Source organism: Frankia sp. CcWB3, assembly GCF_977927595.1.
On record NZ_CDWRCK010000075.1, the window covers coordinates 1 to 1,447 of the forward strand.

The following is a 1,447-nucleotide window of genomic DNA, read 5'->3' on the forward strand; positions in this document are numbered from 1 at the left end:
GGTGGCAGGGTGCGGTCGGGTAAGGCGGACGCCCACGCGACGGCCAGCGCACCGCGGGCCAGCGGCCCGGCGGGCACTGCCAGCGGCGCGGTGCGCAGGGTGCCGTCAGCGTGCAGGTCGCGGGCATGGCCGACCGCGTAGCCGGCCGCGGGATGGGCGGCGAGCGCGCCGCTGAGGTCGGCGAGCGCGTCGGGTTCGAGCTCGTCGTTGGCGTCGAGGTTCTGGACCAGCGGCGCGGTGCACGCGCCGAGGGCGATGTTGCGGGCGACCCCGGGGCCTTCCTGGGTGCCGTGCGCGGCGATCCGGACCCGGCCATCGCCCGCCGCTCCGCAGGCGGTCAGCGCGCCGAGGACCTCGTCGGGCGACCCGTCGACCTGAACCCGCCACGTCCAGTGGGGATGGCTCTGCCGGTGCAGCGAATCCCACGCCGCGGGCAGGTAGCCCGCGTACTCGGCGTGTACCGCGGTGACCACATCGACCCGCATGTTCGCAGTATGTACCGATCCGCCCCGCAGCCGTGTGGTACATATCCGGAGAAGATCTGACGGAGGGGGCACATGGACGTCGCATCGATCAATGCGCGGCTCGGTCAGGCAGCCTCAGCCGACTCCCGCGAGTTGGACCGGGTCTGCGAGGACGTCGCCGCCGAGCTGATCGACGCGAACATCGAACCCCCCTTCCGGATCCCATCGGCGGACTTCGTCACCGACCCCTGGCTGATCTGCGCCGACCGGTACTGGCGCCGCAGGTTCCTGCGCGAGCCCACCGTCGAGGTCGCGGCCCGCTGCGCCCGCTGGCTGCACGACCACACCGACGGCCCGACCCGCCCGGGCATCATCGAGAAGTGGTCGCTGGGCTACGCCTTCATCACCAAGGACACCGTCGAGTCCCGCCATGACCTCACCCTCGCCACCGGCCGGATCGTCGAGGCGTTCCAGGGCTCCACCGACATCTGCTACTTCGCCGCGCTGTACCACGCCGGCAAGCTACGCGCGAACTTCTGGTTCGACGAACTCCACCAGTTCCTCGAATCCTCTTCCTCGAATCCTCCCTGCTGGCCGTCGCCGCCGGCCACCACCGCGACGACCCGCTGTTCACCGGCCTCCATGCGTTCGCAGCGTTCGGCAGCCGCACCATCACCACCAGCCACGCGCTCGAACTCCTCGACACGGCCTGGAGCGCCGTCCCCCGGTCCCGTGCCGTCGTCGACGTCTGCCTCAACGCCCTGGGAGCCGCCCCACCGTTCCCCGGCCAGGGCGAACAGCTACGCCAGCGCGCCACCGACGCCGTCGCGGAGTTCCCCGACGATCATCTTTTCCGGTTCCGCCTCGCGTGCGGTCAACGCAGGTGCGGCGACTACACCGAGGCGCTGGCCACCATCGACACCGCGCTGCGCCTGCTACCCGCGATCGGCACCCGGATCAGCCACCAAGGGGACGTAATGAAG

Annotated in this window: 2 protein-coding genes; one reads left to right on the plus strand and one right to left on the minus strand. The window is 71.2% G+C overall.

The window, feature by feature from the left end; genetic code table 11:
• On the minus strand, positions 1-485 hold a 485-nt coding region (locus ACY5KJ_RS08235), incomplete at its 3' end, for a glycosyltransferase family 2 protein (RefSeq protein WP_462203107.1).
• A 72-nt stretch (positions 486-557) separates the two neighbouring features.
• Here ACY5KJ_RS08235 and ACY5KJ_RS08240 point away from each other — a divergent pair.
• Positions 558-1,442: a hypothetical protein gene (locus tag ACY5KJ_RS08240; protein ID WP_462186978.1), complete on the plus strand. Its 885-nt coding sequence runs from the start codon at positions 558-560 to the stop codon at positions 1,440-1,442.
• Positions 1,443-1,447 lie beyond the last annotated feature (5 nt).